Annotated in this window: 24 protein-coding genes and 1 tRNA gene; 12 read left to right on the top strand and 13 right to left on the bottom strand. The window is 65.5% G+C overall.

Going from position 1 to position 25855, the window contains the following annotated elements:
- Positions 1 to 2: 2 nt before the first annotated feature.
- The 5 genes from QX132_RS23045 to QX132_RS23025 all read right to left on the bottom strand — a co-directional run bounded on the left by QX132_RS23045 (position 3) and on the right by QX132_RS23025 (position 6917).
- A complete protein-coding gene (locus QX132_RS23045) occupies positions 3 to 1502 on the bottom strand; it encodes a M81 family metallopeptidase (protein WP_316162977.1) in 1500 nt (499 codons plus the stop codon).
- A gap of 268 nt (positions 1503 to 1770) precedes the next feature.
- Positions 1771 to 3417, bottom strand: coding sequence for an ABC transporter ATP-binding protein (locus QX132_RS23040; protein WP_315737468.1), 1647 nt, complete (start codon positions 3415 to 3417; stop codon positions 1771 to 1773).
- 111 nt (positions 3418 to 3528) lie between these two features.
- Complete coding sequence (locus tag QX132_RS23035) at positions 3529 to 4419, bottom strand: ABC transporter permease (protein WP_315714711.1); 891 nt, start codon at positions 4417 to 4419, stop codon at positions 3529 to 3531.
- A 12-nt stretch (positions 4420 to 4431) separates the two neighbouring features.
- On the bottom strand, positions 4432 to 5373 hold the full coding sequence (locus QX132_RS23030) for an ABC transporter permease (protein WP_315776713.1): 942 nt from the start codon (positions 5371 to 5373) through the stop codon (positions 4432 to 4434).
- Between the two features lie 413 nt (positions 5374 to 5786).
- On the bottom strand, positions 5787 to 6917 hold the full coding sequence (locus QX132_RS23025; RefSeq protein ID WP_315798312.1) for a M20/M25/M40 family metallo-hydrolase: 1131 nt from the start codon (positions 6915 to 6917) through the stop codon (positions 5787 to 5789).
- Positions 6918 to 7186: 269 nt separating this feature from the next.
- Here QX132_RS23025 and QX132_RS23020 point away from each other — a divergent pair, with 269 nt between their 5' ends.
- The gene (locus QX132_RS23020; protein ID WP_316162976.1) at positions 7187 to 8800 is read left to right on the top strand and encodes an ABC transporter substrate-binding protein; all 1614 of its coding nucleotides are present in this window, start codon (positions 7187 to 7189) and stop codon (positions 8798 to 8800) included.
- Between the two features lie 102 nt (positions 8801 to 8902).
- Here the strand turns inward: QX132_RS23020 and QX132_RS23015 are convergent, their stop codons facing one another.
- Positions 8903 to 9046: a hypothetical protein gene (locus QX132_RS23015; RefSeq protein WP_315737472.1), complete on the bottom strand. Its 144-nt coding sequence runs from the start codon at positions 9044 to 9046 to the stop codon at positions 8903 to 8905.
- Positions 9047 to 9307: 261 nt separating this feature from the next.
- Here QX132_RS23015 and QX132_RS23010 point away from each other — a divergent pair, with 261 nt between their 5' ends.
- The gene (locus QX132_RS23010; protein WP_316162975.1) at positions 9308 to 10921 is read left to right on the top strand and encodes an ABC transporter substrate-binding protein; all 1614 of its coding nucleotides are present in this window, start codon (positions 9308 to 9310) and stop codon (positions 10919 to 10921) included.
- Positions 10922 to 11248: 327 nt separating this feature from the next.
- Here the strand turns inward: QX132_RS23010 and QX132_RS23005 are convergent, their stop codons facing one another.
- Positions 11249 to 12652 carry a methyl-accepting chemotaxis protein gene (locus QX132_RS23005; RefSeq protein WP_316162974.1) on the bottom strand — a complete coding sequence of 468 codons (1404 nt, stop codon included), beginning with the start codon at positions 12650 to 12652 and terminating at the stop codon, positions 11249 to 11251.
- A 216-nt stretch (positions 12653 to 12868) separates the two neighbouring features.
- Here QX132_RS23005 and QX132_RS23000 point away from each other — a divergent pair, with 216 nt between their 5' ends.
- The 4 genes from QX132_RS23000 (at position 12869) to QX132_RS22985 (ending at position 15147) form a co-directional block, all read left to right on the top strand.
- Positions 12869 to 13198 carry a metalloregulator ArsR/SmtB family transcription factor gene (locus tag QX132_RS23000; protein WP_316162973.1) on the top strand — a complete coding sequence of 110 codons (330 nt, stop codon included), beginning with the start codon at positions 12869 to 12871 and terminating at the stop codon, positions 13196 to 13198.
- A complete protein-coding gene (locus QX132_RS22995) occupies positions 13191 to 13676 on the top strand; it encodes an SRPBCC family protein (RefSeq protein ID WP_316162972.1) in 486 nt (161 codons plus the stop codon). Before QX132_RS23000 ends, QX132_RS22995 begins: the two co-directional genes overlap by 8 nt.
- A gap of 30 nt (positions 13677 to 13706) precedes the next feature.
- On the top strand, positions 13707 to 14366 hold the full coding sequence (locus QX132_RS22990; RefSeq protein WP_316162971.1) for a glutathione S-transferase family protein: 660 nt from the start codon (positions 13707 to 13709) through the stop codon (positions 14364 to 14366).
- A 478-nt stretch (positions 14367 to 14844) separates the two neighbouring features.
- A complete protein-coding gene (locus tag QX132_RS22985; protein ID WP_316162970.1) occupies positions 14845 to 15147 on the top strand; it encodes a hypothetical protein in 303 nt (100 codons plus the stop codon).
- Positions 15148 to 15351: 204 nt separating this feature from the next.
- On the opposite strand, the gene QX132_RS22980 is transcribed toward QX132_RS22985, so the two are convergent.
- Positions 15352 to 16767: a hypothetical protein gene (locus QX132_RS22980; protein WP_315776704.1), complete on the bottom strand. Its 1416-nt coding sequence runs from the start codon at positions 16765 to 16767 to the stop codon at positions 15352 to 15354.
- A gap of 238 nt (positions 16768 to 17005) precedes the next feature.
- Between QX132_RS22980 and QX132_RS22975 the strand changes: the two genes are divergently transcribed.
- Together QX132_RS22975 and QX132_RS22970 are read left to right on the top strand one after the other, a co-directional pair.
- On the top strand, positions 17006 to 17260 hold the full coding sequence (locus QX132_RS22975) for a glutathione S-transferase domain-containing protein (protein ID WP_316162969.1): 255 nt from the start codon (positions 17006 to 17008) through the stop codon (positions 17258 to 17260).
- A gap of 381 nt (positions 17261 to 17641) precedes the next feature.
- Complete coding sequence (locus QX132_RS22970) at positions 17642 to 18367, top strand: Crp/Fnr family transcriptional regulator (protein ID WP_315798728.1); 726 nt, start codon at positions 17642 to 17644, stop codon at positions 18365 to 18367.
- A 36-nt stretch (positions 18368 to 18403) separates the two neighbouring features.
- On the opposite strand, the gene QX132_RS22965 is transcribed toward QX132_RS22970, so the two are convergent.
- Positions 18404 to 18490 (bottom strand) — tRNA-Leu (locus tag QX132_RS22965).
- 388 nt (positions 18491 to 18878) lie between these two features.
- Between QX132_RS22965 and QX132_RS22960 the strand changes: the two genes are divergently transcribed.
- Positions 18879 to 19340, top strand: coding sequence for a hypothetical protein (locus tag QX132_RS22960; RefSeq protein WP_315737480.1), 462 nt, complete (start codon positions 18879 to 18881; stop codon positions 19338 to 19340).
- 19 nt (positions 19341 to 19359) lie between these two features.
- Here QX132_RS22960 and QX132_RS22955 read toward each other — a convergent pair whose 3' ends face one another.
- The gene (locus QX132_RS22955; RefSeq protein ID WP_315737481.1) at positions 19360 to 20559 is read right to left on the bottom strand and encodes an FAD-dependent monooxygenase; all 1200 of its coding nucleotides are present in this window, start codon (positions 20557 to 20559) and stop codon (positions 19360 to 19362) included.
- 10 nt (positions 20560 to 20569) lie between these two features.
- Complete coding sequence (locus tag QX132_RS22950) at positions 20570 to 20812, bottom strand: zinc-finger domain-containing protein (protein WP_006611181.1); 243 nt, start codon at positions 20810 to 20812, stop codon at positions 20570 to 20572.
- A gap of 292 nt (positions 20813 to 21104) precedes the next feature.
- On the opposite strand from QX132_RS22950, the gene QX132_RS22945 reads away from it, so the two are divergent.
- Together QX132_RS22945 and QX132_RS22940 are read left to right on the top strand one after the other, a co-directional pair.
- The gene (locus tag QX132_RS22945; protein WP_410052881.1) at positions 21105 to 22256 is read left to right on the top strand and encodes a hypothetical protein; all 1152 of its coding nucleotides are present in this window, start codon (positions 21105 to 21107) and stop codon (positions 22254 to 22256) included.
- A gap of 46 nt (positions 22257 to 22302) precedes the next feature.
- Positions 22303 to 23052 (top strand): alpha/beta hydrolase, encoded by a 750-nt coding sequence (locus QX132_RS22940; protein WP_315737482.1) that lies wholly within the window; start codon positions 22303 to 22305, stop codon positions 23050 to 23052.
- A gap of 121 nt (positions 23053 to 23173) precedes the next feature.
- Here the strand turns inward: QX132_RS22940 and QX132_RS22935 are convergent, their stop codons facing one another.
- Both QX132_RS22935 and QX132_RS22930 read right to left on the bottom strand, forming a co-directional pair.
- A complete protein-coding gene (locus QX132_RS22935) occupies positions 23174 to 24370 on the bottom strand; it encodes a hypothetical protein (RefSeq protein ID WP_316162968.1) in 1197 nt (398 codons plus the stop codon).
- Between the two features lie 225 nt (positions 24371 to 24595).
- On the bottom strand, positions 24596 to 24778 hold the full coding sequence (locus tag QX132_RS22930; protein WP_315811538.1) for a hypothetical protein: 183 nt from the start codon (positions 24776 to 24778) through the stop codon (positions 24596 to 24598).
- A gap of 170 nt (positions 24779 to 24948) precedes the next feature.
- On the opposite strand from QX132_RS22930, the gene cysE reads away from it, so the two are divergent.
- Positions 24949 to 25779 carry a serine O-acetyltransferase gene (cysE, locus tag QX132_RS22925; protein WP_315737485.1) on the top strand — a complete coding sequence of 277 codons (831 nt, stop codon included), beginning with the start codon at positions 24949 to 24951 and terminating at the stop codon, positions 25777 to 25779.
- Positions 25780 to 25855 lie beyond the last annotated feature (76 nt).

Raw genomic sequence — 25855 nt, 5'->3', positions numbered from 1 at the left:
GTTTAAGCCTTGAACGCCGGGCCGTTCGGCTTGAGGCGGATGCCCGGACGCAAGCTGGTCCAGGGCAAAGTGGAGGGATCGGCGGGCATCGCGCCGGGCGCGGCGCAGATCAGGAGATGTTCCGCGATCGGTTCGAAATCGGCGCGGAAATGCACTGAGCTCTTGTTGACGAGAATCGCCTGCGCGGTCGGCTCGATGCCGACGAAGCGGTACATCTCCTGGTCGGCAAGCTGGGACTTGTGCGAGGCCACGACGACGCGGACATCGCTAATGCGCAAGCACGCTGACGGTCCCATTTCCATCTTGCGGCCGCCGTAGAACGGGCCGGGTGCGACGAAGCGGCCGTCGGAGATTTTCTCGACGATGAAGCTCTCCTCGAACGGCGCATCGCCGGGAATGCCGCTCTTGCCGCCGAGCGACAGCGTCACGGTGGCCCCTTCGCCGGCCGCATGCGCGGCGATCGCCGCTTGCGGATCGTAGATCATGCCGATCGCGGCGCGGCTGGCGCGATTGCGCACCAGCGCGCGCAGCATGCCGGTCGTATCGGAATCGCCGCCCGCGCCGGGATTGTCCTGGGTGTCGGCGATCACGATCGGACGCGTCGCCGTCTGCGCCAGCGTCATGGCATGACGCACGCCGTCATCGGGCGTGTAGATGCGGCCGTCGAAATCATCCTCGTGGCCCGCGACGATCGCCGCGATCGCATCCGCCGCGGCGTCCGCGTCGGCCTGCGTCCGGCCATAGGCGAACACGCTCGGGCCGCAATGCGCGAAATCGGCGGCGGGAAAGCCGGGCGCGAACGACAGCGTCGGCACGGCCTCGCTCTGCAGCGCCGCAAGCTTCTCGTAGATGCCTTTGGTGGGCTGGTCGTTGGTGCATTGCCAGCTGATCGGGATCAGGAACGGCAATTGCCGGAAGGCTTTCGCCAGCGGCGCCTTTGCGCGCAGCAGCAGGGAGAGATGCTCGGCGCTGGCGCGGCCGGTGTCGGCCATGTCGGTGTGCGGATATTTCCGGTAGGCGATCAGCGCATCGGCATGTGCCATCATCTCGGGCGTGACGTTGGCATGCAGATCGAGGCTCGCGACCAGCGGCACGTTCGGGCCGATGACCTTGCGCACGCGCGCCAGGATCTCGCCTTCGCCGTCGTCAAGATGCTCGGCCACCATCGCGCCGTGCAGATCGAGATAGACGCCGTCGAGCGGGCCGGCGGCCTTGATGCGCTCGACCATCACGGTCGTGATGCGCTCGAACGCGTCCCTGGTGACATGCGCCGAGGGACTCGCCGCGCAGGCGATGGTGGGCACGACGTCCCAGCCGTAGGATTCCGCGACCGCCATGAAGCCGGCCTGGCCGGCATTGATGCCGCGCATCGTCGTGAGCACGGAGGCCGCATCGGCGATCGAGGCGCGGCCGCCGCCATGCATGAACGCGTCGTAGTCCGCTTTCGTCGGTGCGAATGTATTGGTCTCGTGCAGAAAGCCGCCGATCGCGACGCGCGTCATCACTCCGCCTCAGGCTGTTGGTGGTGCGATGACGTTAGACCGCGTATCGCGGCCCACGCAAGCGATCGAGCGATGCCGTTTTGCATGCGGGCCACGATGACGGCGCGTTGGCGCGGTGGCGTCTCGTCGTGGGTCCTTGCCGGCTCAGCGACGCAGTTCAGAGTCCCCGGGCCGCCTGGATTGCTTTGCTGCGAAGCAATCCAGGATCCGTCTAGATATCCAGTCTGGATTGCTTCACCGCTTGCCGCGACGGCGGTGGGTGGCGTTGCTACGCCACTGCTTCCGACACCGGCCGGAAGTTGGCGAAGTCCCAGTTCCGTCCCGGCGCCGCTTCGAGCAGCGCGCGCGTGTAGGCTTCCTTCGGATGCGTCAGGATCTCGCCGGCCGGACCCTGTTCGACGATGCGCCCCTTCTGCATCACGACGACGTCGTCGCAGATCTGCGCGGCAACGCGCAGGTCATGCGTGATGAACAGGATGGCGATGCCGAGCCGGCGCTGGATCTCGTCGAGCAGCTCCAGCACCTGCGCCTGTACCGAGACGTCGAGCGCAGACACCGCTTCATCCGCGACCAGCACGTCGGGATCGAGCGCGAGCGCGCGGGCGATGGCGATGCGCTGGCGCTGGCCGCCGGAGAACTGGTGCGGGTAGCGTGAGATCGCGTCCGCAGGCAGGCCGACCAGCTCGAGCAGCTCGCGCGCCCGCGCCATCGCCTTGTCATGCGAGGTGCCGTAGTTGACCGGTCCCTCGGCGATGCTTTCACCGACGGTCAGCCGCGGGTTGAGCGAGCGGTAGGGATCCTGGAACACGATCTGGATCCGCTTGCGATGCGGCTGCAGCAGCCGCCGGGTCAGGATCGAGATCTCATGGCCGGCCAGACGGACGCCGCCGGAGGTCGGATCGATCAGCCGGACGATGCAGCGGGCCACCGTCGACTTGCCGGAGCCGCTTTCGCCGACGATGCCGAGCGTGCGGCCCTTGCGCAGGGTGAGCGTGACGTTCTGCGCGGCGACGACTTCGCGCGCTTTGCCGAGGAACGAACGCTCGCGATAGACCTTGCCGAGCTCGTTGGTCTCCAGCACCACCGGCTCGGTGCTGTCCGGCCGCGGCGGACGCGGGATCAGGCTGGGCACGGAAGCGAGCAGGTTGCGCGTGTAGTCCATCTCGGGCGCCCGCAGGATCTTGTCGAGCGCGCCGGTCTCGACCAGGCGTCCCTGGCGCATCACCGAGACGCGATCGGCGATCTCGGCGACCACGCCCATGTCGTGGGTGATGAACAGCACGGCGGTGCCGTGATCGCGCTGCAACTCGCGGATCAGCGAGAGGATCTGCTTCTGCGTGGTGACGTCGAGTGCGGTGGTCGGCTCGTCGGCGATCAGGAGTTTCGGCTCGAGCACCAGCGCCATCGCGATCATGATGCGCTGGCGCTGGCCACCCGACAGGCGGTGCGGGTAGGAGCCGAAAATGCGCTCGACGTCGGGCAGGTGGACCTGCTCCATCATGTCGAGGATGCGCTTGCGCCGCGTGCGCGCATCGAGGGACGTATGCGCGCGCAGGACCTCGTCGATCTGGCGGCCCACCGGCACGACCGGATTGAGCGCGGTCATCGGCTCCTGGAAGATCATCGCCATCCGGGTGGCGCGCAGCTCGCGCAGCCGGCGATCGCTCGCGGTGAGCAGCTCTTCGCCGACCAGCTTGACGCTGCCGCCGACGGCATGCAGCGCGTTCTTCGGCAGCAGGCCCATGGTGGTCAGCGACGTCACCGACTTGCCGGAGCCGCTTTCGCCGACGACGCAGAGCGTCTCGCCCTTTTCGACCTTGATCGAGACGCCGTCGATGATGCGCGGGCCGTTCGGGTTCTTCGTCTTGCCGACGGTGACGACGAGATTGTCGATGTCGAGGATGGTGTCGGTCATGTGTTCATTTCTCCACCGTCATTGCGAGGAGCGATAGCGACGAAGCAATCCAGAGCTCCGGGTGCGGCCCCTGGATCGCGTCGCTTCGCTCGCGATGACGAAAAACCATTGTCACTTGCCGGCCTCGCGCTGCTTCATGCGCGGGTCGAGCGCGTCGCGCGCGGCATCGCCGATCAGGTTGATCGAGAGGATGGCGATCGACAGCAACAGGCCGGGCCAGAAGATCAGCGATGGCTTGATCTGGAAGTAGGAGCGGCCCTCGGCCATGATGTTGCCCCAGGTCGGCGTTTCCGGGCTGATGCCTGCTCCGAGGAACGACAGGATCGCCTCGGTGAGAATCGCGGCGGCGCAGATGTAGGTGCCCTGGACGATCAGCGGCGCGATCGTGTTCGGCATCAGATGCCGCCACATGATCTTGGGCATCGACGTGCCCAATGAAATCGCAGCTTCGACATAGGGCTCCTCGCGTGCCGTCAGCACGACCGAGCGAACCAGGCGCGCGACGCGCGGGATCTCGACGATGGTGATCGCGATCATCACGGTGCCGACGCTGGCGCCCGACAGCGAGACGACGGCGATGGCGAGCAGGATGCTCGGGATCGCCATCAGGCCGTCCATCACGCGCATCAGGATGGCGTCCACCCAGCGGAAGAAGCCGGAGACGAGGCCGATCACGAGGCCGATGGCGATCGAGATGATCGCCGCGCCGACGCCGACCAGAAGCGAGATGCGACCGCCATAGATCGTGCGCGACAGCAGGTCGCGGCCATAGGCGTCGGTGCCGAGCAGGTGTTGCGCGCTCGACGGCTTGAGCCGCTGCGCCGGCGCGAGCAGCACGGGATCGTGCGGCGCCAGCAGCGGTGCCAGGATCGAGATCAGCACGATGAGCGACAGGCAGACGGTCGCCACGGCGATGATCGGGGTCGAGGTGAGAAAGCCGAACCGGGGACCCAGTCGCGTGGTAACCGGGATCGACGGCTCAGGGGTGGTAACGATCGCCATCGGATGAGGGCCTCAGTAGCGGATGCGTGGATCGAGCAGGGTGTAGGCGAGGTCGATCAGGAGATTGACCGCGAGATAGATGAACGAGGTGAGAAGGATCATGCCCTGGATGACCGGATAGTCGCGCGCCAGCACGGCGTCGACGGTGAGGCGGCCGATGCCGGGCAGGTTGAACACGCTCTCGGTGACCACGACGCCGGAGATCAACAGCGCGAAGCCGGAGCCGATCACGGTGATGACGGGCACGGCCGCATTTCGCAACGCGTGGCGCAACAGCACCGCGATCTCGCTGACGCCCTTGGCGCGCGCGGTGCGCACGAAGTCCTCGCCGAGCACGTCGAGCATCGCGGCGCGCGTCATGCGCGCGATCAGCGCGACGTAGATGAAGGACAATGCGCAGGTCGGCAGGATGATGCGCTCGAAGAACGGGCCGAAGCCGGCGCTGAGACTCTTGAAGCCCTGGACAGGGACCCAGCGCAGGTTGATCGCGAACAACTGGATCAGGATGTAGCCGATGACGAATACCGGCACCGAGAAGCCGATCACCGAGAGCGCCATCACGAAACGATCGATCCAGGTGCCGTGCTTCCAGGCCGCGATGACGCCGAGCGGGACGGCGACGAGAATCGACAGGATGATGGTCGAGATCGCGACCGAGATCGACGGCTCGATGCGCTGGCCGATCATCTGCAGCACCGGCACCTTCGAGATCAGCGATACGCCGAGATCGCCATGCAGCAGCTGATTGATCCAGGTGAAGAACTGGATGTAGAGCGGCTCGTTCAGTCCGAGCGTGGCGCGGATGCGCTCGAGCTGCTCAGGGGTCGCGTTGTCGCCGGCGAGAATCGCGGCGGGATCGCCCGGCGTCAGCCGCAGCAGGAGAAAGACGAACAGCGCCACCACGCCCATCACAGGGATGGATGCGAGGATGCGGCGAAGCAGATAACCGATCATCTCGAGAGAACCGCCTTCATGGTGCTGGGGCGACGCGCGCAACGTCGTGAGAGAGTGTGCATGTCACCGATATCCATCGCTTTCAAGGTCTCCGGTGTTCGCTCATCTGCTCATGCACACGCGACGACACGGTGTTCGGGATCCGCGCGAACCATCGCATTTGCGAACAAAGTCGCAGCACTTTGCGGCGAACCTTCGCGCGGAAACTTTGCAAGCCGCATGCCATCATGCGCGCGCCGTGGAGCCGTTGTCTACTCACCGTCCTGGTCCCGGAAAATGAAACCGTGCTGCTGCGCAGCAGGCGGTGCGTAGCCGGGAGAGCGAAGCGACCCCGGGGTCTCTCGCGCGCTGCGGCGATGACCCCGCATGTCGCTGCGCTCATGCGGGCTACGAGATCTTGCCCGGAGGCAATCCTACGCCAGGGTCGCGAGCAGCCCCGCCATCAGACGGCCACGCTCGGCAAGGCTGTCGATCTCGATGTGCTCGTTCAGGGTGTGCATGTCGGTGCCGCGCACCCCGAGGCCATCGAGGGTCGGAATGCCGAGCGCGCCGGTGAAGTTGCCGTCCGAGCCGCCGCCTGCCGAGCCGTGCGGCAACGCCATGCCGAGCTGCTCGGCGATGCCGCGCGCCTTCTCGTACAGCGCCATGGTTCCGGAATCCGGCTCCCACACCGGCCGCGTCACGCCGCGCGTCACCTTGAAGGTCACGTCGTCGGTGGTGCCGGACAGGGACAGCATGCGCTCCACGCCGCGATCGAGGTCGGCCTGCCGTTTCGCCATGCTGAGCGCTTCGCCGGTGGCGGTGGTGGCGACGCAGTTGACCCACTGGCCGCCATGAACGATGCCGACGGAGAAGGTGCAGTCCTCCGTTGTCATGCCGTCGATGGCGAGGATCTGTCGCGCCATTTCCCGGATGGCGGAACGACCCGCGCCGAGCCGCGCGCCGGCATGGCTCGGGCGCCCGATCGCCTCGAGATTGAAGCGGGCGATGGCGTAGCGGCCGGTCACCACGCCATTGTCCTGACGGCCCGGCTCGGGCACCAGCACGTATTTGTTGCGCTGCGCCTCGGCTTCGATGATGTCGCGGGTCGAGGGCGTTCCGACCTCCTCGTCCGGCGTGAACAGGATGGTGATCGGCAGCGGCGTCGCAATGGAGGCCTTGATCAGCTGGCGGATCGCTTCCAGCGTGAGATAGTTGCCGCCCTTCATGTCACAGATGCCGGGCCCATAGCATTTGTTGCCCTCGCGGCGCCAAGGCAGCTTGGCCAGCGTGCCGACGGGGTGAACGGTATCCATGTGGCCGGCGATCAGGATGCCGGGCTCACCCTGCCGCGGGTGCGGGAATCGGGCGCGCACGCAGCCGGCGAAACCCTGGCGCCCGGCGATGCGCTCGATCGTCGCACCCAGGATCGCCATGTCGCGCGCGGCGAGATCCAGCATGCGCTCCACCGCGGCGGCGTCCCAGGTCGGACTTTCGCACTCGACCCAGCCGCGCAAGCCCTGCAGCATGATTTCGGTATCAAAGGGAAGATGGGCTGGATTCATTGGTGCTCTCTCAAGGCATTGTCGCGATCTCATGATACGAGACGCAGGCGGGCGCGCTTTGTAAAGCGAAAGCTATGCAGACGTTAACGGCATTGTCAGCCACGGGCCGCATGCGCTGAATGCGGATTGACGCGAAAGGCGACCTCTGCAACTGTCGAAAGCTTGCGACTTACAGCATGTTAGTTCGCACAAGGATTGATCTGCACGCCCAACGAATGATCTGGATCTGATCAGTTTCAGGTCAAACCATCCACTCAGGAGACCTCGTAATGTTCCACAGCCCGCGCTGGAGACGTCTGACGCTCGCGACGAGCCTCGCCGTTTCCGTGCTTTCGCTCTCGACGGCGCTGAGCACCCAGGCCATCGCAGCCGGCAAGAAGACGATCACGGCGGTGATGCATTCGGATCTGCGCGTCATCGATCCCGGATTCACGACGGCCTACATCACCCGTGACCATGGCTACATGGTTTACGACACGCTGCTGGCGACCGATTCGAATTTCAAGGTCCAGCCGCAGATGGCGGACTGGAAGGTCTCCGACGACAAGCTGACCTACACCTTCACCCTGCGCGACGGCCTGAAATGGCACGACGGCACGCCGGTGACCGCCGAGGACTGCGTCGCTTCGCTGAAGCGCTGGGGCCGCAACGACGGCATGGGCCAGAAGCTGATGGACTTCACGGCGAGCCTGGAGGCGCCCGATGCCAAGACCATCGTGCTCAAGTTGAAGGAGCCCTATGGACTCGTCCTGGAGTCGATCGCCAAGCCGTCCTCGCTGGTGCCGTTCATGATGCCGAAGCGTCTCGCCGAGACGCCGCAGGGCCAGCAGATTTCCGAGCAGATCGGCTCGGGCCCGTTCAAATTCGTCAAGGCGGAATTCCAGCCGGGCGTGAAGGCGGTGTACGAGAAGAACACCGACTACGTGCCGCGCAAGGAGCCGGCGAGCTGGACGTCCGGCGGCAAGGTGGTGAAGGTCGACCGCGTCGAGTGGATCACGATGCCGGACGCACAGACTGCGGTGAACGCGCTGCAATCGGGCGACATCGACTTCATGGAGAACCTTCCCTACGACATGCTGCCGGTGCTGGAGTCGAACTCCGAGCTCAAGATCGACGTGCTGAACAAGTTCGGCTACCAGACGCTCGGCCGCATGAACTTCCTCAACCCGCCGTTCGACAACGTGAAGGTGCGCCGCGCGGCCTTCCTCGCGCTGAACCAGAAGGACGTGCTCGACGCGCTCGTCGGCAACGACAAGTATCAGAAGATCTGCGGCGCCGTGTTCGTGTGCGGCACGCCGCTCGAGACCGATGTCGGCGCCGAGACGCTGATCAAGGGCAACGGCATGGCGGAAGCCAAGAAGGCACTTGCCGAGTCCGGCTATGACGGCACGCCGATCGCGATCATGGCGCCGGGCGACGTCACCACCTTGAAGGCGCAGCCCGTGGTGGCGGCGCAGCTGTTGCGCGAGGCCGGCTTCAAGGTCGACCTGCAGGCCACCGACTGGCAGACGGTGGTGACACGGCGGGCCAGCCAGAAGCCCGTGAAGGAGGGCGGCTGGAACATGTTCTTCACCAACTGGGTCGGCGCCGACGTCGCCAATCCCGTGGCGAACGTGTCGATCGGCGGCCGCGGCACCAAGGGCGGCTGGTTCGGCTGGGCCGAAGATGCCGAGATCGAGAAGCTGCGCGACGCCTATGCGCGGTCCGCCTCGCCGGAGGAGCAGAAGAAGATCGCCACCGAGATCCAGAAGCAGAACTACGAGAAGGTGATCTACATCCCGCTCGGCCAGTATTTGCTCCCGAGCGGCTGGCGGAAGTCGCTGACCGGAGTGCTCGACGGCCCGGCCACGCCGGTGTTCTGGAACGTCGACAAGAGCGAGTAAGGCCGCGCGCCGAACTCGTGACGCAACGAGAGACGCGGTGAAGCGGAGACTTCGCCGCGTCTCTCTCTTGTTCTTGCGCTCGCCTTGTGCATGAGCCGCGCGTCAGCAGTGCGGATCGCGGACCGCTTCCAGACCGTCGACCATCAAGGGCGGGCTGGTCTGATCCTGGGGTGGCGTCTTGCCGGTGCGGATAGGTGCGGTCGGACGTCGGCCATTATCCCGCGGTTCGGTGACTTCATTCGGCATCGTCAAGCTCCTTGCTGGTGCGCATAACGGACCAGGTGCAGCCGAGTTCCAGATGGCGGGACGCCATCGTCGCAGCCGCGCCATGTGCATCCGTGCGATGCGGTGACCCATGCGCCCATGGCGATTGACCTGCGATGGAACTGCTGCAAGTCTCCTTGCCGAGACTCTTTGCTCCGCGTTTGCAGACGCGACGCAAGACGCCTCGTCAGGCCTTGATCGGTATCAGGGCCCTCGGATGGAAGCCACGCCAAGAGAGATCGCATGTCACATACTTCGCGCCGGACCTCATCCGCGCTCGTTTCATGGTTCGTCGCCTCGGTCATGGCCGTGTCGATGGCGGGCGTGACGACCCAGGCCCTCGCCGCCGGCAAGAAGATGATCACGGCGGTGATGCATTCGGATCTGCGCGTCATCGATCCCGTGTTCACGCCGGCCTACATCACGCGCGACCATGGCTACATGGTGTACGACACCTTGCTCGGGACCGACGCCAAGTTTCAGGTCCAGCCGCAGATGGCGGAGTGGAAGGTCTCGGACGACAAGCTGACCTACACCTTCACCTTGCGCGATGGCCTGAAGTGGCACGACGGCGCGCCGGTCACCGCCGAGGATTGCGTCGCTTCGCTGAAGCGCTGGAGCCGCAACGACAGCATGGGCCAGAAGCTGATGGAGGCCACGGCCTCGCTGGAGGCCACCGATGCCAAGACCATCACCTTGAAGCTGAAGGAGCCTTACGGCCTGGTGCTGGAGTCGATCGGCAAGCCGTCCTCCTACGTGCCGTTCATGATGCCGAAGCGTCTCGCCGAGACGCCCGCGAACCAGCAGATTTCGGAGCAGATCGGCTCCGGACCGTTCAAGTTCGTCAAGGCGGAATTCCAGCCGGGCGTGAAGGCGGTCTATGAGAAGAACACCGACTACGTGCCGCGCAAGGAGCTGCCGAGCTGGACGGCCGGCGGCAAGGTGGTGAAGGTCGACCGCGTCGAGTGGGTCTCGATGCCCGATGCGCAGACCGCGGTCAACGCGCTGCAGGCGGGCGACATCGACTTCATGGAATTCCCGCCGCTCGACCTCGAGCCGGTGCTCGCCGCTAATCCCGATCTTTCGATGAACGTGCTGAACAAGTTCGGCTACCAGACCCTGGGACGCATGAACTTCCTGTTTCCGCCGTTCGACAATGTGAAGATCCGCCGTGCGGCGTTCCTGGCGCTGAACCAGAAGGATGTGCTCGACGCGCTCGTCGGCAACGCCAAGTACTACACGATCTGCGGCGCCGTGTTCGGCTGCGGCACGCCGCTCGAATCCGACATCGGCTCGGAGACGCTGGTGAAGGGCAACGGCATGGAGCAGGCCAAGAAGCTGCTGGCCGAGGCCGGCTACGACGGTACGCCCGTCGTGATCCTCGCGCCGGGCGATGCGATCACCCTGAAGGCGCAGCCGGTGGTCGCCGCGCAGCTGTTGCGCGAGGCCGGCTTCAAGGTCGATCTGCAGACGACGGACTGGCAGACCGTGGTGACGCGGCGTGCCAGCCAGAAGCCGCCCAAGGAGGGCGGCTGGAACATGTTCTTCACCAACTCGGTGATCGCCGACTCCGGCAATCCGATCGGCAGCACCTTCGTCGGCGCACGCGGCCAGAAGAGCCCGTTCGGCTGGCCCGACGATCCCAAGATGGAGGAGCTGCGCGACGCCTTCGCCAAGGCCACGAAGCCGGAGGACCAGAAGCGGATCGCCGCCCAGATTCAGCAGGAGGTGTACGACCAGGTGATCTACGTGCCGCTCGGCCAATGGTTCATGCCGAGCGCCTGGCGCAAATCGATCACCGGCGTCCTGGAAGGGCAGGCCGTGCCGGTGTTCTGGAACGTCGACAAGAGCGAGTGACGAGATGTCGGCCGCGGCCCGTAGCCGTAGCCCGGATGAGCGATAGCGACATCCGGGTTCAAACGCGCTGTGGAGGAGACCCGGATGTCGCTGCGCTCATCCAGGCTACGCGACTGCCGACGGGGTCGACTCTCTCGCCGTTATTCCGGGGCATCGCGCAGCGATGAGCCCGGAATCCATATCCACGCGCCGTCATGTGGCGAAGACAAGCGCCACGGCCATCTCGCACCACGCTCTGTCCTGTGGCTATGGATTCCGGGCTCATGCTGCGCACGCCCCGGAATGACGCGCGGATGGAGTGACCTGACGTCGGCAGCAGCCTCGTAGCTATGAGGCCCTGATCTCGTCCAGCGCCGCCAACACCTCGCTGGAAGCGACCTCGACCTTGCCGATCTCGTTGAGGGCTTCCTCGATGCGCCCCGAGCTGAACAGGCGCGCGGCTTCCTTGCCGTGGCGATGCACCGCCTCGTGAGGGCGCTCGAGGTTGCGGAATGCCGGATCGCCGGCCAGACGCTGGCCGCCTTCGCCATAGTACCATTTGCCGAGCCGGCAAGTGTGATGATCGGAGAGCTCGTCGGCGCGAAGTTGCAGCCGGCCGACCGACATGTCCACCAGCCGCTTCTTCCAGATCACGTGATCGGCCTTGGCCAGTCTCACGACCTGGTTGTCGAGCGAGAGCTTGGCGATCTCGCCCAGCATCTTGCCGACCTTCGCGTCCGTCTTGCCCATGGTGTCCGCGAGCGACATCACCTCGTTGGCATTGGCGGTCGCGAGATCGGCGATGATGGTGATGCCCTGCGCGACCTCGTCGGTCGCGGCGGACTGCTCGGCGAGAATGCCGGAGATCTCGTCCATCTTGGTGCTGACCACCGCGGTCCGGGTGCCGGCCTGATCGATCGCCTGCGCCAGATCGTTCATCTCGGACATGCCGACCTCGACCGCCTTGGCGCCGCCGGCCATGGCCTCGACGATGCCGCTCATCTCGGCTTGCAGCCGCTCGATGCGGCCCTTGATGTCCTCGGTCGCCTTGGTCGTCTGCTGCGACAGGTTCTTGACCTCGGCTGCGACCACCGCGAAGCCCCTGCCGAATTCGCCGGCGCGCGCCGCCTCGATGGTGGCATTGAGCGCCAGCAGGTTGGTCTGGTTGGCGATCGCGTCGATGGTGCCGACGATGGATCCGATCTCGGCGGAGGCGGCGCTGAGATCGGCGATCTTCGCCGAGGTGTCGCGCACGGAGCTGGCGATGCCGTTCATCGTCTGCAACGTCCGTTGTACCGCGGTCACGCTGTTCTCGACGGCCCGGCGCGTCGCGGCGGCCTCGGCGGCGGCTTCGGTCGACGTCGACCGGATGGAGTGTACGGAGGCCTGCATCTCGACCGATGCGGAAGCGAGACTCTGGCAGCGTTCGGACTGATTGTTGGAGGCGCCGATCAGGCGCGCCGCGCTGATCGAGGCTTCGTTGCTGTTGATGCAGAGGTCGACGACCGAATCGAGATCCTGGGACGCGCGGGCCGCGAGCGCGGTGCCGAGACGATGGATGGCCTCGATCAGTTGCGGCTTGAGCCTGGCGTGCAGCGCGGCAGCATCGACGCCTGCGACATCGCGATTGAGCTTGCCGTCCGCCCAGTCGCCGAGGCATTGCGCCAGCGCGTCCTGGAAGGCGTCGTGTGCGGAGGTGTCGGACGCAAGCGGGGCGTCCGATGGTTCGTTCTTTCGGCGGAATCCCAGCATCGTGCCTCTCATTGATGGCGAGCCCGGCTGGCCTGAGCGAGGTCACACGCAGTGACCGGCCCGGACGCCGGCGGCCGTTGGTTCCACCCTCGTCGGTTGTGGTTAATGGCGGGTTTCTTCCTGCAACCGGTGGTGGCGAGATCTGCTGGATCAGGCTCTCGCGTTCCCCGACCTGCCGCCCTTGACCATTATGTAAGTTGCAGCTTACAGTAAGCTATGGCTTACGGAACGGCGCTGAACGTGTTGGCGGACCCGACGCGGCGGGAAGTGCTCGAGCGGCTGCGCGGCGGGCCGCGCCCGGTCCATGCGATTGCGGCCGGGATGCCGGTGTCGCGGCCGGCAGTATCGCAGCATCTGAAGGTGCTGAAGGATGCCGGGCTGGTCGAGGAGCGCAGCGAAGGCGTGCGGCGCATCTACTCGTTGCGCCGTGAGGGGCTGGCCGAGCTCCGCGACTGGCTCGACAGCTTCTGGGACGACGCACTGCTCGCCTTCAAGATCGAGGCGGAGCGCACGCTCCGGCAGACGAAAGGGAGGATCGATGAGTGAGGGTGCCGTGATCGCGCCGGTTCGGAAGCTCGTCCATGTCCGGGCGCCGATCGACCATGCGTTCGACGTTTTCACGCGCGGCCTGACGCGCTGGTGGCCGCATACGCATGGGGTCGGCCGCAAGCCGATCGAGAGGGTGCTGCTGGAGCCGAAGCTCGGCGGTCGCTGGCTCGAGATCGCTGAGGACGGCACGGCGACCACGGTCGCGACCATCACGCTATGGGAGCCGCCGCATCGCTTCGTCATGCTGTGGCAGATCGATGCGCAGTGGAAGCCGGACGCGGCGATGCGCTCGGAGGTCGATGTGCAATTCGTCGTCGAAGGCGCGGACGTGACCCGCGTCGAGCTGTTGCACCACAAGTTCGAAACCATGGGCAGCGAGGCCGGCGCATCGATGCGGCGGGACGTCGACGGCGGCTGGCAGGGGCTGCTGCAGCGTTTCGTGGCCGAGGCCGAGCGGCCGCCGACGTCATCGTGAGCAAATCATCATAAGAGTGGGGAGACCGTGATGTCCGAGTTCGTGGTCCATTCCGTGCCGGGAAGCCCGTTCGGGCGCAGCGTGCTGATCGCGCTGGAGGAGAAAGGCGCGCCGTATCGGCTCGCCGCGCTGGCGCCGGGGGACTCCAAGGGAGCGGCGCATCTGGCGCGTCATCCCTTCGGGCGCGTGCCGGTGCTCAAGCATGACGGCTTCGTGTTGTACGAGACCCAGGCGATCCTGCGCTATCTCGACCGCATGCTGCCCGAGCCGGCCCTGACGCCCGCGGACGTCAGGCAGGCCGCGCGTATGGACCAGGTGATGAACATCAGCGACTGGTACCTGTTCCAGGGCGTCTGCAACGTCATCATCTTCCAGCGCATCGTCGGCCCGCAATTCTTCGGCACGACCACCGACGAAGCCGCGATCGCACGCGCGATGCCGCAGGCGAGAGCCGTCATCGCCGAGTTGTCGCGGCTGCTCGGCGAGCAGCCGTTCATGGTCGGCGACCATCTGTCACTGGCGGATCTGCAGGCCGCGCCGCAGGCGAGCTTTCTGTCGTTGACGCCGGAATGGGCGGAGCTGACCGCCGGCCACCCCAACCTCGTCGCCTGGATCGACCGGCTGGAGACGCGGCCGAGCTTCAGATCCACCACCATGGCGGAGCTGACGGCGCGAGCGCAGGCGGCGTAGCCTCCGCAGGTCGTTTAGGTGCGACCAGCCGAGCGGGCCTGCCGCCGCGGAACAAGCCGCCGGTCGCGCCGTCATCGGCGAGCAGGGCTTGCCCCACGCCGGAGTCGTAGATCAGATCACTGCAGATCAGATCACTGATGGAGCGACGTTGCGTTCACGTCGGATCAGGCGGGCGTCAGCTTGTATCGCGCCGCTGATCCGAGTCCGCTGTCCTGTTCGGGACAAAGCCGAGCCGTATCGGCCTCCTGAACGAGGCTGCAGGACTGCTCTTTCTCTTTCGCCAGGTCGGCTCTCTCATCCTCATCGTCGCGGAGTTCTCACCTTGATTGTCGCCGCGCACGCGCGGTGATGTGGCCGGGGGAGAGGTTCCGGGGGCAGCCTGTTGAAGAGTTCGTTCCCCCTTGGTTTCGTGGCGCCAATAAGGAGGGCCTTGATCGACAGCTCAGCGACGATATCGGAGTTTCCGTAAGGGGTCTTCATGGAGCATCTCGAATCCTTCCCGATATGGGATGCGCAATATGTCTCGCCGTTTGGCGATGCGCTGCAGAAGCGCATTGGACTGGTGCAGCTTGCTCTCAACAATCCGCGCGTAAGGTGTGGAGAAGAGTTGGACAAGTACGCAGCGAGGACAGTCGGATATCCAGATTTGACGAAGAGCAAGCTGAGCGCCACGGCCGGTATCGATGGCGAGAATTCGATCTTGCGAACGTACGCGGACCCCGAAAAGACATTGCAGATATTTGTTGGCTCGGCGGACAAGGCAAACTGCAAAGTTTACTGAAAGAGGTCAAAGTCATTCCAAAGGAGTGACGTCGAGTGCAATGGGTTTGAGACGCAATAGGAGCACGCCAGAACGGGTTTTCGGTGAGGTGAAGGCGACCCCGCACCCGGTTCATCTATTGGCGCGATCGCTACGACGCTGGCCATCGAGGGCTATTAACGACACTCTGCGTCGCGATGGTAAGCTGGCGCGTGAGAAATGGCGCTACGGCCTCGATGCTGGGATCGCCTGTCCGAGTATCGAATAGAGAATTTGTTGGTCGATGGCGGACGTAGGTCCGGCGCTGGATCCAGGTGTCGGTCGACCCATACTTAGTATCAGAGTATTTGTATCCTTGCGCGTGCCTGAGAGGAAATTTCCCGAGGTGGGTGCCGTCACCCGCACCAATTTCCAGGTCGGTGTGACGCTTCCCGTCAGCGTTATATAGAAATTGACTGTTTCACTTATGGTTGACACCGGATCGAAGACCGCCGGGCCTTCTCTCTTCTTTTCCTCCTGTATCTTCTTCGTCTCAACCAAACAGGTGAGCATGGCGTCTCTCATCGTATTCGTGGCGACGATGACCTTGTCGCGGGCCTCAATCAATTTCTTGAGATCAGCCGCGGATTGCTCCGCGGCTTCCTTCAATCTTTCCTCGTCCGCTTTAGATGGAGGCGCTGCGCTCGGATGATCAGAAGTGAGTTCGGCCGCCTTGTCGATGTTGATAACGAACGTCGAAACGTTGGCTGATTGTGCAATGGCCTCAAACTGCGCTTCAGCGACCGGCTTTAGGCACGATCCGTCGAGCGCTCCCTGCGCAATACTGTAACGAGGCTTCACCACATTGTTTATGATGGCCTGTGTCTTCGTCTCGATGCGGGTCGCTTCGGCCGAGTTCGCAAGAATCTGTTTGATCCGTTCCGCGCTTTCATTCTTCGGCGACGGTGCCTCCGTCAGCTCCTTGGTGGTCTTATCCGCCAGTTCAGGAATGTTGAATTTCTGAATGAGCTGAGTTGAAAATTGCCTCATCTTTTCGGACTGGCCCGCAATGGTTCGTATGGAATCCTCAGGTATGGCCTTCGGATCGACCTTTCGCCGTTCGGCAACGATTGTCGGGAGGTCCAGTTTGGGAATGGCAGGCGGCGGCGATGCGCCCGGTCCAAAATTGTTGCCCGGTCTCAAAACGCCGGTCTCGACCGGCTTGAGAGCCGCGTCAATGAGACGGTCTAAACCCAGATCGCTCTCGAGCAGCAATCCAGGATCGGGACGACAGAAGTCGTAGAGCCCGGTTTTCAGACGTCCGCTGTCGTTCTCCGCATCGAGATCCCTGAACGACATAAGAAACTCTACGTCCTCCTGCCTGATCGCTTGCGTCGTCAAACCACCTCCCGCGCCGATCGTGAAGGTTTGGGCGACATTGTTCACGGTGCGGAGTGGCTGCGTGTACGAGGCTCCCGGATTGATCTGGAAGCTATCGTCAATGGCGACCGTCAGTCGAATCTTGGCAGCCCACGAGCGTAAAAAGAGGAAGGGCTGCCGCCGTTCGGGTAGCTTTTCTTCCGGGAAGAGTGAGTACGCCTTATCCAGAACAGCCCTGTTAAGGTCGCACTTAATCCGTTTGACGACAGCATTGACGTCCACGGCAGCGATCCCATCCCGGCGCGGGACCTGCACGCAGCTACTGGCGGCGCATGCAAAAACAATCAATCCCGAGGCAGTAGCAAGCAAAATTGTGCGCAAGGTGAGGCCCCCCGGTCCCACGTCCCGAACGAATGGAAAACCACTCGATGCATTTGGCTAGTACAATTCGTCCCGCAAAGGTTGTAACCTGCTGCGCGTCGACGAGGAAGTCAATCCGGCCGCGCGTATGGACCAGGTGATGAACATCAGCGACTGGTACCTGTTCCAGGGCGTGTGCAACGTCATCATTTTCCAGCGCATCGTCGGCCCGCAATTCTTCGGCACGACCACCAACGAAGCCGCGATCGCACGCGCGATGCCGCAGGCGAGAGCCGTCATCGCGGAGTTGTCGCGGCTGCTCGGCGAGCAGCCGTTCATGGTCGGCGACCATCTGTCACTGGCGGATCTGCAGGCCGCGCCGCAGGCGAGCGTCCTGTCGTTGATGCCGGAATGAACGGAGCTGACCGCCGGCCATTCCAATCTCGTCGCCTGGATCGACCGGCTGGAGGGGCGGCCGAGCTTCAAGTCCACCACCATGGCGGAGCTGATGGCACGAGCGCAGGCGGCGTAGGCGCCAGCCGCGTCGATCATTGCTTGGGCGTGAGATCCGCGTCCAAACGACTGATCGCGCCGTGAAGGCCGCTGGGGCGGACGAATGCGCGACTTTCAGCCACGTCATTAATCCAAGTTATATCGCTGCGGACCGGTTCCATCTTAGCTGTCAGGCATGCCGGAGGCTTCGGCATCCGCTCACTCGGAGCGGCCGCCGCTGCGTGCCGACGGCCGCGCGACGAAGCCGGCTCGGCGGACAGATTGGACACAAGCACCCCCCTTGATGCTGCGATCAGACCCCGATCTAGCCGCCCGCTGCGTCTCCTGCACTCACCTCAATTCCGGATTCTGTGCCGCGCTGTTCAATGCTTGCGGGGAGCAGTCGGCGCTGCCACGGCTCCATCAGCAGTTCTTCACCGTCCGGGCGGGCCAGCAGATCAAATGCCAGAGCGAGGCGCGCGACGAAGTGCTCGTGCTCTGCACCGGCTGGGCATTCCGTTACATCCAGCTGTCGGATGGCGGCCGCCAGATCCTGCGCTTCCTGCTGCCGGGCGACATCTTCTCGCCGGCGGCGATCTTCGCCAAAGGCATGAGCTTCTCGGCCAAGGCATTGACCCAGGTCCAGGTCAGCCGGCTCGATGGCGAGGAGGTCCGCAAGCAGTGTCGTGCCGACGAGCTGGTCATGATGGAGGTGTTCCGCTCTCTCGGCGACAACGGCCGGGCCTCCTACGAGCTCATCACCGTTCTCGGCCAGCGTCCGGCCGAGCGTCGGATCGCGCATCTGCTGCTCAGCCTGATGCGGCGCGTCGCGGCGAACGGCGTGATGCAGAATCACCGCTATCCGTTTCCCTTGAAGCAGCAGCACATCGCCGACGCCGTCGGCCTGACATCGGTCCATGTCAGCCGCGTGCTGGCGCTGTTTCGCGATCGCAAGATCCTGACGATCTCGGAGGGCAGGCTGGAGGTCACCGATCTCGCTGAGCTCGAGCGGCTGGCGGCGTTGAACTGAGCCGGGCAGGGCGGTCAAGGAAGGCGCGCATAGCGTTGGTGCGGACGGTGGGACTCGAACCCACACGACGTTGCCATCGAGGGATTTTAAGTCCCTTGCGTCTACCGATTCCGCCACGTCCGCGCTTTGATTTCAGAGACCTGGCGCACCATCCGGCGAGGCCGGACGAGGTTGCACTTTGGTTCTGAAGCTCATCCTCTGCTTAAGCCAGCGAGAGCGCCTTGGTAAAGCCTCAATCCGGCCGTCACCAGCTGCTTTGAGATGCCTTCGCGTTGAAGCGCTTTGCCAAGTCTGGGATCACGTGGTGCAAGACATGGACGAAGCGGCCGTTGTAAGGCACGGACCCATCACGAGAAAACGATTCGGATCCGCATGCCTTGCGGACCGGTCGCTGGGCGAGGTGAGCGTGACGAATCCGAAGACCATCGCAGAGGCGAACACTGCCGCCGTTCGCGGCCGATCGGCCCACAATTGCGTCGACGTCTCGAGGCCGCCGCATGATCGAGGCTGCATGACCACCGATCGCCTTCGTTCCCGTCGCCTCGCGCTGGCCGCGGGACTGTTCGTGTTGGGTGGGCTGCTCTCAGGCTGCGCAGGCATGAGCGACAGCGTGTCGACGGCCTTCGCGGATCCCGCCAAATACGATCTCTACGACTGCAAGCAGCTCGAAGCCGAGCGCAAGGCGCTCGCGGCGCGCGCGGCCGAGCTGCAGGGCCTGATGGCCAAGGCGGAGACCGGAGCCGGCGGCGCCATCGTCGCCGAGGTCGCGTATCGCAACGATTATGTCGCCATCAGGGGCCAGTCGCAATTCGCCGAAGAGGCCTGGCGCCGCAACAAATGCGTGGAAACGCCGCCGGCGCCGGTGGCCGCGAAGGGTGGCAAGCCGGTCAAGCCGGCGCGCAATGCGCGGCCGATGGCCTCGAGCAATTCCGGCGCACCATCGATCTTGCCGCGCGACGGCTCGGTCTACTGACCGCAGCCGCAGCGGCAATCTATAGCCGCCAGTCGTAGATCCAGCTCTGCCGCGCCGACAGGCGCTGCGGGCCGAGCGCCTTGATGCTGAGGTCGCGGGCCAGCGCCAGCGGCCCGGTCATGTGATAGAGGCGGCCCTGATTGCGCGCGGTGCGCTGCACCTGGCCGACGCGCGGACGGCGCAGCTTGGCGTAGCGTTTGAGCGCAGCCGGGATCGCGCCGGGACCGTCCGGGCGTGCCTCGCTCAGGCTCTTGGCGAGCACCACCGCATCCTCGATCGCCATTCCCGCGCCTTGCGCCGCAAAGGGCAGCATGGCATGCGCGGCATCGCCCAGCAGCGCGACGCTGCCGTCGGTCCATTCGATGCCTTCGGGGACGCCGAACAGCGCCCATTTGCGCCAGCCGTCGACCGCGTTGAGCAGCAGGCGCGCCGTCGCAGGCCAGCGCGGTGGGGCGAACGCCGCCTTCAGCTCGCTCGGATCACCCTCCGTGCTCCAGCCCGGCCGGTTCCAGGTCCCCGGCACCACCGCGACCACGTTGACCTGCCGGCCGGCAGAAATTGGATAGGCGACGAGATGGGCCTCGGGACCCATCCACAGCTGCACCCGTGCTGCGGTCAATTCGCGTGGCAATTGCCGGGCGTCGAGCGTGCCGCGCCAGGCGATCAGGCCGGAAAACGCGGCGCGGACTTGCGGAAACAGATGGTGCCGGACCGCCGACCACACGCCGTCGGCGCCGATCAGCGCCAGCGCCACGTCCTGGCGGCGCTCATTGCCGCGGCGATGCACGACGGTCAGGCCCTTGGCGTGGGCGGCGACGTCCTCGAACTGGCAACCGAGCCGCAGCTCGACGTCCGGATGCGCCATCACCTCCGCGGCCAGCGCCGCCTGCAGGTCGGCGCGGTGGATGACCCAATAAGGCGCGCCAGCCGCCTGGCTCGCGGCCTCGCCGAGCGGCAGGCGGGCGATCTCGCCGCCGGCCCGCGCGCTCATGATGCTGACGGCGTCGGGCACCACGGCGCGCGCGGTCAGCCGCGGCCCCAGGCCGAGATCGAGCAGGATGCGGCTGGCATTGGGCGACAGCTGCAGGCCGGCGCCGACTTCCTCGAGCCGTTCGGCCTTCTCCAGCACGACGACGCGGAAGCCCTTGGTGGCGAGCGCGAGCGCAGCCGTCAGGCCGCCAATCCCGGCTCCCGCCACATAGACGGTACGCGATGCCACGACACGCCGATCAGGCAACGTCCTTCAATACGCATTCCGGCGGCCGCGCTTCGCCCGCGGCGAGGTCCGGCGCATAGCGGTACAGCGTCGAGCAGTACGGGCAGATGATTTCCTTGTCGTTGCCGAGATCGAGGAACACGTGCGGATGATCGAACGGCGGATTGGCGCCCACGCACATGAACTCATGCGAGCCGATCTCGATGACGGGGACACCGGCATCATTGTGGAAATGCGGGACGATGTTATCGGCCATCGGTATCACCTCGCGTGGCAACGGGAGCGTATGCGGTCAGCACGACGGAGCAGGACGGGACTGAGGTCGCAGGGCCGCACGCGTCGAAAACGGCGCGACCATACTGAGCCTTAAGGCCAATTCCTAGTGTTGGGAACCCGCGTTTGGTGCAACGCACGCCGTTATGTTGTGGCCTGTGGATTCGACACAAACTCAGGCCCGCCGAGAAGCCCTTCTTTCGTCGGGGCCGTTGTGTCAGGCACGGGACATCCTATGTCTTTCGGCATCGTCCCCGCGAAAACGTGAAGGCGGCGTGATCTCGAAGCGAATCAAGCTGGGAATCAGTCTGGCGCTGGCCGGGCTTGCCGTCAGCGCCGCGGTCGGCGCTGCGATATGGCCGCACGCCTATGGGGCCGGAGCCATCATCGTGGCACAGGATGACCCGGCGAGGCTGTCGGAGCTTCAGATTGCGTCCGTTCTGCAGAACGATCCGGCGCGGATTGCTCGCAACATCGAGGATGCGCTCGCGGCGGGCGATACCGATCTCGCCGAGAGTTTCGTCGCGCTCGCACAGGATCATCGCGTTGCGCTCGACGAGGCGCTGATCCAGCGGGTGAGCGATGCCGTGGCCGCCGAGAAGGCGCCGGGGAGTGTCGCCAAGCGCTTCGCCAGCGGGCTCGTCACCGGACAGGCCGATGACGTCGCGAGCCTGTCCGGCACCGTGGCCGGCGACCTCTTCGTGTTCGGCGACATCCGCGACGCGGTGCGCGAGGGCAAGCATCTGGTGATGGGCGAGGAGACCGACCGGCTGGTGCTGGGTCTCGCGACTGCGGGCCTTGCCGTCACGGCCGCGACCTATGCCTCGGTCGGGACTGCCGCGCCGGTGCGGGCGGGCCTCACCCTGGTCAAGGACGCGCGGAAAGTCGGCCGGCTCGGCGAGGGGCTCGCCGCCTGGGCCGGGCGCTCGGCGCGCGAGGTTGTCGATGCGCCGCTGTTGCAGCAGGCGGTGGCCTCGGGCTCGGTGCTGCGGCCGGGCCAGACCGCGACCGCGATCCGGGCTGCGTTCCGCGCCGAGAAGGCCGGCGCGCTGGTGCGGCTCGCCAAGGATGTCGGCCGCATCACCGAAAAGGCCGGCACGCGTGGCGCGCTCGATTCGCTCAAGCTCGCCGAAGGGCCGAAGGACATTGCCCGTGCGGCCCGCCTGGCCGAGGCCAAGGGCGGGCAGACCCGCGCGATCCTGAAGCTGCTCGGTCGCGGCGCGCTGCTGCTGACCGCGGGCGCATTCAATCTCGCGCTGTGGCTGTTCGGCGCGTTGATGACGCTGCTCAGCTTCGTCGCGTCGCTCAAGGCGATGGCCGAGCGGGCCACCCAGGCCTGGCTCGACCGGAGCAAGCGGCGCCGCCTGCGCCAGATGCAGGCCGCTGCGGTCCGTCCCGAACTGGTCGCGGCCGCGCCCTGCGGCTAGACTGCGGCTCAAGATCAATACTTGCACATTCCGGGATCCGCGACCGATGCCGAGCTTTCACAACGGCGCTGTTGAAATCGCCTTCATCGATGAGGGGGAGGGCGATCCGATCGTGCTCGTCCACGGCTTCGCCTCGACCAAGACCGTCAACTGGGTCTATCCGTCCTGGATCTCCGAATTGCGCAAGGACGGCCGCCGCGTGATCGCGCTCGACAATCGCGGCCATGGCGATTCGGCCAAGCTGTATGATCCCGCGCTGTATTCGATCGCGGAGATGGCGAGCGACGTCACGGCGCTGATGGATCATCTCGGCCTCGCCAGCGCCGACGTTATGGGCTACTCGCTCGGCGGCCGCATCGCCGCGCATATTGCCTTGAGCACGCCACAACGCCTGCGCTCGGCGATCTTCGGCGGCATCGGCATGGCGATGATCGAGGGCGGCGGCCCCGGCGAGAACGTCGCCTCGGCACTCGAGGCGCCGTCGATCGACGACGTGACCGATCCCGTCGGCCGCACCTTCCGCGCCTTCGCCGACCAGACCCGCTCGGACCGCCTGGCGCTGGCCGCCTGCATGCGCGGCTCGCGCGGCCTGATCTCGCGGGAGGAGGCGGGCCGCATCGCGGTGCCGGTGCTGGTCGCGGTCGGCACGACGGACGAAGTGTCGGGCTCGGGGCCCGCGCTCGGTGCGCTCATCCCGGGCGCAGAGGTGCTCGACATTCCCAACCGCGACCACATGCGCGCGGTCGGCGACAAGGTCTACAAGGCCGGCGTGGTGGATTTCCTGGCGCGGCGCTGAACGCGGAAGCCCGGGCGAGCGCAGCGCCTCCGGGGTCTCCGGCGCAGCGCGTTTGAACCCGCATCTCGCTTTCGCCGATGCCTCGCGGCTTCGGCTGCCGCTGATGCGGGCTACGGGGCCCTCATGCCGTCGGCACGTCCGCACGCTCGCCGCCGAACCAGCGCGCGGCTGCGATCAGCGCCGTGAAGGTGGCGATCCACACCAGCCGCGCGCCATAGCGGTCGTGCGGGCCGGAGATCACGCCGCAGATCACGGCGTTGCCGAGCAGCGCGAGCGTCACAGTGCTGGCGAGCAGGGCGACGTCGTCGCGCCGCCGCCGCCAGATCGCGTGAGCGGCGATCGCTGCTGCCGCGAGCATCGAGCCCAGCGCGACCGGCACGTGCAGCCAGTTCACGACGGCGAAATTGATCTCCCAATGCTGCTGGTGCGCCGCACGCATCTCCCGGACCTGCGAGGGGATGTAGCGCTCGATGATGCCATAGGTGTGCGGCACCCAGCCGCTGGTGCCTTCACCGGTCGCCACATGCATCAACTGCTCGGCCGTGGCGACCGCGGCGGCCTTGGCCTGCCACAGCGGGTAGGCCGTGAGCGACTGCTTCACGATGAAGCCCATCTCGTCGTTCATGCCCTCGAAGCGGCCGAGCTTGTTGAACATGCTGTTGCCCCACAGGAAGTCGTCGGCGGTGGGCGGCAGCTCGTTGCGATAGGGGCAGAGCTTCAGCTTCTGGCGGGCGCAATGGTCCTTCAGATATTGCGCCACGATACCGTCCTGGAGCATGCGGCCGAAGGCGACGCCGGTGCCGCCCGGCGTCCACGCCAGCTGGCCGGACAGGGCAAAGTTGGCCGCGAGCAGCATCGCCGCCCCCGCGACGATGGTCATGCTGGCCTGGACGAGGCCCGAGAGCGCGATCTGCCGGCGCAGCCGGGGATAGGCGATCCAGCCGACGCAGCACAGGCCGAACAGGACGCCGAGCGTGGCGCTGTGGGTGGCGGAGGCGAAGGCCACGAAGCCGAACAGCGCGCATTTCTCCAGCAGGGAGGTCCGGCGTGCCTGCGTGACCATGATGTACAACGCCAGCACCGACAGCCCGGCGAAGATGTCGGTCAGCAGCATGCTGGCGAGCCAGGGCAGGGCGGTGGTCAGGACCAACAGCAGGCCGATCCAGAGCAGGCGCAGCGGCTGGGCCAATCCCAACACGCGCAAGGTGAGCTGCAGGATCCAGAGCGTTGCCAGCGCCTGCAGACCGAGATTGAGCCAGAAGCTCGAGCCCTCGCCCCAATGCAGATAGAGCCCGAACACGGTCGAGCGGCTCGGCACCAGATAGCCTTCGTACCAGCGCGCGAGATAGCCCCCGGTGTCCCACTGCAGCAGCGGGTAGCCGTTCCACAGCGCCGGCGCGACCAGGAAGAGCGGGATGACGATGACGGGGAGCCAGGCCGATCCGGCCTCGGTCGTGCGTTCGTCCAGGATCTGAGTGTTACTGATACCCGTGTCCCCCCGATCAGGAGCACCATGGCCGCAATATGGTCAGGGCGATATTCACTAGTAGACGCAGAGCGATGGATGGTAAAGCCGATCCCGGGATTGAACGGGGGAATGGTCGGCCTTCTGTGCCCGGGTGGTTCCTTTTGCCGCAGCCACGGTGTCCGCCGCTTCTTCCGCCACGATCGTCTTGATTTCGGGTTCCGGCTGCCCACCTTGAGCCGACGCGGTGCCGAACGGCATGGCGGCGCAACCGGGACGTCACCGGCGGGGCGTAACGGAAATGTCTCAATCCCGTGTTCTCTGGGAGGCGGGCTGGCTGGGATGGATCGCCGGCCTCGCGCAGCCCGCGGAGGACATCGTTCCCAGCGCCGTGCTATAAGGCCCGCCCACTGAAACTGCGAGAAGCAGCCATGGCTATGCACCAGACCAATCCGCAGCAGGGCAGCAAGCTGGCGACGCTTGATCCGATCTGGGATCGGATCCGCCACGAGGCAGAAGAGATCGTGCGCCGCGAGCCTGAACTCGCGACCTTCATCTATTCAACCGTTCTGCACCACGGCCGGCTCGAGGATTCGGTCGTGCACCGGGTTGCCGATCGTCTCGATCATTCCGCGCTGTCGGGCGACCTGATCCGCCAGACCTTCGACGACGCGCTGCGCGACGAGCCGGACCTCGGCCATGCGTTTCGCGCCGATCTCGTCGCCGTCTACGATCGCGATCCCGCCACCTCGCGCTTCATCGATCCGTTGCTCTACTTCAAGGGCTTTCACGCGCTGCAGACGCACCGGCTGGCGCATTGGCTGTATCGCAAGAGTCGCAAGGATTTCGCGTTCTATCTGCAGAGCCGCTCCTCGGCCGTGTTCCAGACCGACATCAATCCGGCGGCGCGCATCGGCCGCGGCATCTTCCTCGATCACGCCACCGGCTTCGTCTGCGGCGAGACGGCCATCATCGAGGACAACGTCTCGATTCTGCATGGCGTGACGCTCGGCGGCACCGGCAAGGAGAACGAGGACCGGCATCCCAAGATTCGTCATGGCGTGCTGATCGGCGCCGGCGCCAAGGTGCTCGGCAACATCGAAGTCGGTCATTGCGCGCGCATCGCTGCTGGCTCCGTCGTCGTGAAGCCGGTACCGAACAACGTCACCGTCGCAGGCGTGCCGGCGAAGATCGTCGGCGAGGCCGGTTGTGCGGAGCCGTCGCGCACCATGGATCAGATGATCAACGCGATCGGGATCTGAGCCGCGAGCGCGTCGGCGACAGCGAAGTCAAGACCTTCTCATCCAGGGAAATTCGTGCCAACACATCGGCGTCTGT

Source organism: Bradyrhizobium sp. SZCCHNRI20481 (genome assembly GCF_032485055.1).
In the GTDB taxonomy this organism is placed as follows: Bacteria; Pseudomonadota; Alphaproteobacteria; order Rhizobiales; family Xanthobacteraceae; genus Bradyrhizobium.
This window is presented reverse-complemented; position numbering and strand designations above follow the sequence as displayed.